General features: G+C 60.7%; 5 protein-coding genes. All 5 read left to right on the top strand.

The features are described from left to right. The coding region (locus B4L76_RS23105; protein WP_296235391.1) for a type I secretion C-terminal target domain-containing protein at positions 1–3,376 on the top strand (3,376 nt) is incomplete at its 5' end. A 257-nt stretch (positions 3,377–3,633) separates the two neighbouring features. Beyond that, complete coding sequence (locus tag B4L76_RS23100) at positions 3,634–3,975, top strand: tryptophan synthase subunit beta (RefSeq protein ID WP_289131850.1); 342 nt, start codon at positions 3,634–3,636, stop codon at positions 3,973–3,975. Positions 3,976–4,164: 189 nt separating this feature from the next. Continuing rightward, a complete protein-coding gene (locus B4L76_RS23095; protein ID WP_296235390.1) occupies positions 4,165–5,064 on the top strand; it encodes a TauD/TfdA dioxygenase family protein in 900 nt (299 codons plus the stop codon). Between the two features lie 17 nt (positions 5,065–5,081). Continuing rightward, positions 5,082–6,101, top strand: a complete 1,020-nt coding sequence (locus B4L76_RS23090) for an ABC transporter substrate-binding protein (protein ID WP_296235389.1) — start codon at positions 5,082–5,084, stop codon at positions 6,099–6,101. Between the two features lie 6 nt (positions 6,102–6,107). Further along, entirely contained in the window at positions 6,108–6,971 is an 864-nt protein-coding gene (locus B4L76_RS23085; RefSeq protein WP_296235388.1) for an ABC transporter ATP-binding protein, read from the top strand. Positions 6,972–6,985 lie beyond the last annotated feature (14 nt).

Raw genomic sequence — 6,985 nt, 5'->3', positions numbered from 1 at the left:
GCAGCTGACCCTGGACAAGACGCCGGTCAGCACCACCGTGACCGATGAACCAGGCAGCGGCCAGGGAGATGTCACCACGGTCGGCATCAGCGGTAGCACCTCGCTGACCGAAGGTGAAACTGGCCACTACACGCTGGCCCTGAGCAACCCGTCGAAGTCTGAGGTCACCATCACCCTCAGCTACAGCGGCACCGCCAAGAATGGCGAGGACTTCACCGGTGTCACCACTGTGAAGATCCCGGCCAACAGCACCGGCACCACATTCGACATCGCGACCATCAACGACAAGCTTGTCGAGGGTACCGAGAACTTCACCGTGAAGATCGAAACCGCCACCGGTGGCGGTTTCGAGAACCTGAAGGTCGACAGCGGCAATGCCAGCGTGACCACTTCCATCCTGGACAATGACCACCTGCCGGTTTCGCCTGGCGGTGCAGTGTTTGGCGTGGAAGACACCGCCTACGTGTTTGCCTGGAGTGATTTCAAGGTCACCGATGCCGATGCCAATACCGGCTTGTCCGTGACTATTACCTCGCTGCCGGCCGCCGGTACCCTGCAGTTCTTCAACGGTACAACATGGGTGAACGTGGCCGTTGGCCAAGTGGTCAGCCAGGCTGACATCACTGCCAGCAACCTCAAGTTCGTGCCGGCCCTCAACCAGTCGGGTACGGATAACTACGGTGGTAATGGCGTAGGTAACCAGCAGGCCGACTACGCGCAGTTCAAGTTCAAGCCGAACGATGGCACCAACCTGGGCAGTGAAGTGACCATGAAGGTCGATATCAGCCCGGTGGCCGACAAACCGACCCTGAGCTTCGGCAGCGCCGAGATCGCGTCCAAAGGCCTGACCAAGGAAGTGTGGACCAGCCTCAAAGGGCTGGGTACCGACGGTAACGGCATTACTGGCGACTCGCTGAAGACAGTCTTTGCCAACTCGGGCAATGCCAACGCCAGCAGCACCACCACCAATGTGCAGTCCGATGGCAGCGTCAGCGCTGGCACCGGCTCGAAGACGTCGGGCCTGATCTATCTGGAAGCCGGCAAGACCTACAATTTCAGCGGGACCGCCGACGACAGCTTCGTGGTCACCATCGGTGGCAAGACCGTGGTCACGGCCACCTGGGGCGCGGGTGGCCAGGTTTCGGGCAGCTTCACGCCGAACTCCAGCGGTTACTACCCGATCGAGGTCTATCATGCCAACCAGAGCGGGCCAGGCAGCTATGACCTGAACATCCAGATCGGCTCGGGTGCTGTCACCGACCTGAGCAGCTCGAACATCAAGATGTACCAGAACGTGACCGAGATGGCCAACGCCGGCCTGGGCGTGTCCGACCTGCACACCGTCAATGGCCAGAGCTATTACGACGGCTACAAGCTCAATGAAGGGCCGGAAGGTGGTTCGGTGAAACTGGTCGGTATCTCGACCGCGCTGACCGATACCGACGGTTCCGAAAGTCTGAACGTGTCCCTCAGCGGCATTCCGAAAGGCACCGTGCTGAGCGATGGCGCAGGCCACACTGTCACGGTCGGTACGGGTCCCGTAGACGTGACCGGCTGGAAACTCAGTAGCTTGACGCTGACTCCGCCGGCCTACTTCAAAGGCTCGTTCGACATCACGGTCACTTCGGTCGCGACCGAAAGCGTCGGCGGTTCGGCTGTCACCACCGGCAATATTCCGGTGACCGTATACGCTGCGACCTACAAAGCCAACGTGGGGACTTCGGGCAACGATGCGATGACCGGCAGCGAAGGCAACGACATCATGGTTGCTGACGTATCCGGCCTGAACGTGGTTCAAGGCAAGAACTACAACATTGCCTTCATCGTCGACAGCTCGGGCAGCATGAGCGACAAGTCGCTTTCCGATGCGAAGACCCAGCTCGCCTCGGTGTTCAATACGCTCAAAGCCAGCCTGGGTTCGGACACCTCGGGCACGGTCAACATCTTCCTGGTCGACTTCGACACCCAGGTCAAGCAGAACGTGGCGGTCAACCTTGCCGACCCGAATGCCTTGAGCAAGCTGCAGTCCGTACTGAACTCCATGTCGAGCGGTGGTGGTACCAACTACGAAGACGTGTTCAAGGCAACGGCCAACTTCTTCAAGAGCACCATGGCCAGCGGTAACACCAATGCCGAGAACCTGACCTACTTCATCACCGACGGCAAGCCGACCTACTACCAGAGCGGGGAGAGCACCAACCCGCGGCTGTGGACCAACGGCAAGTACCTGGACGACGTGGTCAACGTCAACAACTACAAACTTGGCGACACTTTCAGCGTTTGGGCAGACGCCACTCACAAAGTCGAGATCAGCAGCAGTGGCTCGGTCAAGGTGCTGACCTACAGCGAGAACAAACGGGGTGAATTGGTGCTGCAGTCCACCAACACCGTCGGAACCTTGCATGCCCAGGGCGATGGCACCTACGAGTTCTCCAGCCTTGACGGTTCTGGCTACGGTGAGTATTGGAACTACCAGGAGTCGGCAGCAGGCACTACCGCCAGCTTCAACCTGCTTGGCGGCACCAACGGCGTGAGCAAAGTGCAGGCCATTGGCTTGAACAGCGATGTCACGCTGAACGATCTGAAACCGTACGACTCTGCTGGCAAACCTCAAGCAGGCATTGACCCATCCGACTTGGCCAAGGCGATTCTCGGCCATTCCGAGGCGACCTTGCCAGGCGCTGACAGCATTGATGGCGGCAACGGCAACGACATCATCTTCGGCGACCTGATTACCTTCAACGGTGTAGTCAGCGAGGGCTACCAGGCGCTGCAGACATATGTGGCGCAGAAGAGCGGTGTCGAAGCCGGTGCAGTCACCACCAGCAATGTCCACCAGTACATTACCGAGCACTACAACGAGTTCGATATCTCCGGTGCCAACGACGGCCACGACCTCCTGTCCGGCGGCAATGGCAATGACATCCTCTTTGGCCAAGGCGGTAACGACACGCTGGATGGTGGCAAAGGTAACGACATCCTGCTGGGCGGTACCGGCAACGACACCCTCATCGGTGGCCAGGGTAACGATATCCTGATCGGCGGAAGCGGTGCCGACACCTTTGTGTGGAAGGCTGGTGACATCGGCAACGATGTGATCAAGGACTTCAAGGTGGCCGAGGGCGACCGGATCGACCTGAAGGACCTGCTCCAGGGCGAGAAGGGCAGCACCATCGACAACTACCTGAAGCTAACCACGGTGGAAGGCACGACGACGCTGCAGGTCAGTAGCGAAGGCAAGCTGAACGCCGAAGGTGGTATCGCCAATGCCGACGTCACCATCAAGCTGGAAGGGGTGAACTGGTCCAACACCACGATCAACTCGTTGATCAGCGGTGCTGACCCGACCATCATCATTCACAACAAGGATAGCTGATAGCGACGAACCGGCTAGTGTGCTCGCCATAGAAGCGTCCTTGTGTCGCGAAAGAGCTGCGGAGCAGCCCCGGGATTTCGGCAACAATGCTGGAATCGCCGGGACCGCCTTGCGGCCCTTTGGCATCACAAGGCCGCTGCTGCAGATCTTTCCCGCAACCCTGGGACAGCGCATACTCTGTTGCTGTGCCTGCGTGCCCGGCAATCTTTGCCTATGCTGCTGTCTACCACCAAGGAACCATTGTGACGAGGGACGCCATGTTCTATGTGCAACGCGACGCTGCCGGCCAGTTGCGACGGGTAGAGGCAGCTGCTTTCGACGAGTTCACAGAAATGCTCCCTGCCGACCATGCCGATATCCAGGCCTGGTTCGCCGATGACATTGTGGAAAACAGCCTCAACCAGCTCAAGCAAAGCGATCTGGACATGATCCGTGTGCTCGAGGACCTAATCGACGTCCTCACCGCCAAGGGTGTATTCAAGATCACTGACCTGCCCCCCGGGGCACAGGCCAAGCTGCTCAACCGCTCCACTGCGCGCAAGGCGCTGAGCAGCCTGAATAACCTTATTGAGGAAGAAGAGCATGGCGGCCTGATTTGAAGGCAGATACCCGTGCTATGCTTATTCACTAAAGATATTTAAAATATCGCCTTTATGCATTTATAGTCGCTTCCACTGCGTACTCGTCGACCAATCGGCGCGCCGCACGACTTGAACCCACACGGGAAATCCCCGTGCGTTTCTGATCGTTGCGCGCCATAGATGTCGCGCACTGCGTGGGAGTGAAAAATGTCAGCCGCCTCGAACGCCTTGTCGATCATCGACAGCGCCCAGTCGCAACGCTTCGAAATCCGCCCGTTCGCCGGTGCCCCAGGCGCCGAGATCACCGGTCTGGACCTGACCCGGCCGGTCAACGTGGAGGATTTCGCCCGTATCCATCGTGCCCATCTTGACCACCATGTGCTGGTGTTCCGCGACCAGCGCATCAGCCCCGAGCAACAGATCGCCTTCAGCCGACGCTTCGGCGAGTTGCAGATCCACGTGCTCAAGCAGTTCCTGTTGCCCGGTTACCCCGAGATCCTGATCGTATCCAATATCATCGAAGACGGTCGCAACATCGGTTTGGGCGATGCCGGCAAGTTCTGGCATTCGGACCTGTCGTACAAGGAACTACCGAGCCTCGGCTCCATGCTGCATGCCCAGGAGCTGCCCAGCGAGGGCGGCGATACCCTGTTCGCCGACATGCACAAAGCCTGGGATGCCGTCCCCGAAGCCTTGCGCAAGGTGGTCGAGGGCCGTAGTGCCGCGCACTCCTACACGGCCCGTTATGCCGAGGCCAAGTTCGAAGGCAACTGGCGCCCGACCCTGACCGCAGAGCAGTTGGCGCAAGTTCAGGAAGTCATCCACCCGGTCGTCCGTACCCACCCGGAAAACGGTCGCAAGGCGCTGTTCATCAGTGAAGGCTTCACCACCCGCATCGTCGGCCTGCCAGACGACGAAAGCCGCGACGTGCTGCAACAGCTGTATGCCCTGAGCGTGCTGGAACAGAACATCTACCGCCACCAGTGGCAGCCCCATGACCTGGTGTTCTGGGACAACCGCTCGCTGATCCACCTGGCCACCGGCTGCCCCGCACACCTGCGCCGCAAGCTGTATCGCACCACTATCCAGGGCGATGCCCCGTTCTGACGACTGAGGAACCCGACATGCGCAAATCCATCAGCCGCCTGGCGGCAAGCATCGGCCTGGGCGCGAGCCTGCTGGTCGGCAGCCTGGCCGCCCCTGCCGCGGCGCAGGCAGAAGGCAAGATCCGCATCGCCGAGCAGTTCGGTATCGTCTACCTGCTGCTTAATGTCGTGCGGGACCAGCACCTGATTGAAAAACACGGCAAGGCGCAGGGCATCGACATCGAAGTCGACTGGGCCCAGCTGTCCGGTGGTTCGGCCATCAATGACGCTTTGCTGTCCGGTTCGGTGGATATCGCCGGCGCTGGCGTCGGCCCGTTGCTGACGGTGTGGGACCGTACCCAGGGTCGGCAGAACGTCAAGGCTGTGGCCTCGCTGGGCAACTTCCCGTATTACCTGGTCAGCAGCAACCCCAACGTTAGGACCATCGCCGACATCTCCGACAAAGACCGCATCGCCGTGCCGGCGGTAGGCGTTTCGGTGCAGTCGCGCTTCCTGCAGTACGCTGCCGCCCAGCAGTGGGGCGACAAGCAGTACGACCGCCTCGACAAGTACACCCTGGCCGTGCCGCACCCGGATGCCACCGCTGCGTTGCTGGCCGGCGGCACCGAGCTCAACGGGCACTTCTCCAACCCACCGTTCCAGGACCAGGTGCTGGCCAACAAGGCCGTGCACGTGGTGCTCAACAGCTACGACCTGCTTGGCCCCAACTCGCCGACCTTGCTGTTTGCCACCGAGCAGTTCCGCAAGGACAACCCCAAGACTTACAAGGCCTTCGTCGATGCGCTGGCCGAGGCTGCCGACTTCGCCCAGAACGACAAGGCGGCCGCTGCCGACACCTATATCCGCGTGACCAAGGCCAAGATCGACCGCGACACGCTGATCAAGCTGATCGACAACCCGCAGTACGAATTCACCATCACGCCAAAAAACACCTACAAGCTGGCCGACTTCCTCTATCGGGTAGGCGCCATCAAGCACAAGCCGGAGTCGTGGAAGGACTACTTCTTCCAGGATGAACGCCCGCTGCAGGGGAGCTGACCGATCATGACCGCCCCATTGCCAGGCCACACGGCCAGCAACCTGAGCCGTGTCGCCACGCCGCCTCTACTCAAGGTGGACAATCTCAGCCTCGAATACCGCACCGCGCAACGCGTGGTGCGCGCCACCCACCAGGTCAGCTTCGAAGTCGACCGCGCTGACCGGTTCGTGCTGCTCGGCCCCTCTGGCTGTGGCAAGTCCACCTTGCTCAAGGCGGTAGCCGGCTTCATTTCGCCCCAGGAAGGGCAGATCCTCCTGCAGAGCCAGGCCGTCAGAGGCCCGGGCCCCGATCGCATCGTGGTATTTCAGGAGTTCGATCAGTTGCCGCCATGGAAGACGGTGAAGCAGAACATCATGTTCCCGCTGCTGGTGTCAGGCCAGCTCAAGCGTGTGGAAGCCGAGGAGCGGGCGTTGCATTACCTGGACAAGGTTGGCCTGGCCGCGTTCGCCGATGCCTACCCGCACACCCTGTCGGGCGGCATGAAGGCCCGCGTGGCCATTGCCCGGGCCTTGGCCACGCAGCCGAAGATCCTGCTGATGGATGAGCCGTTTGCTGCACTCGATGCGCTGACCCGACGCAAGATGCAGGAAGAACTGTTGCTGCTGTGGGAGGAGGTGCGCTTCACCTTGCTGTTCGTCACCCACTCTATCGAAGAAGCGCTGGTGGTCGGCAACCGCATCCTGCTGTTGTCGCCACACCCGGGGCGGGTACGGGCCGAGGTGCACAGCCACCAGTACGGCCTGGGCAGCCTGGGCGGCAACGACTTCCAGGCCAGCGCGCGGCGCATCCACCGTTTGCTGTTCGACGAGGCGGACACGCCGGAACCGGCTGGCGACCTTGGCTTCAACGATATCCGTATCGCCTACTGACAGGAGCTTTCAGC

This window comes from Pseudomonas sp. UBA4617 (genome assembly GCF_002386445.1).
GTDB lineage: Bacteria > Pseudomonadota > Gammaproteobacteria > Pseudomonadales > Pseudomonadaceae > Aquipseudomonas.
Note: the sequence above shows the minus strand (reverse complement) of the source record. Positions and strands in the feature narration are given on the sequence as shown.

What these genes read in the sequence shown, in the direction of transcription:
- B4L76_RS23100 (WP_289131850.1), top strand. Translation starts at nt 3,634, where the DNA reads ATGTTCTATGTGCAACGCGACGCTGCCGGCCAGTTGCGACGGGTAGAG.
- B4L76_RS23095 (WP_296235390.1), top strand. Translation starts at nt 4,165, where the DNA reads ATGTCAGCCGCCTCGAACGCCTTGTCGATCATCGACAGCGCCCAGTCG.
- B4L76_RS23090 (WP_296235389.1), top strand. Translation starts at nt 5,082, where the DNA reads ATGCGCAAATCCATCAGCCGCCTGGCGGCAAGCATCGGCCTGGGCGCG.
- B4L76_RS23085 (WP_296235388.1), top strand. Translation starts at nt 6,108, where the DNA reads ATGACCGCCCCATTGCCAGGCCACACGGCCAGCAACCTGAGCCGTGTC.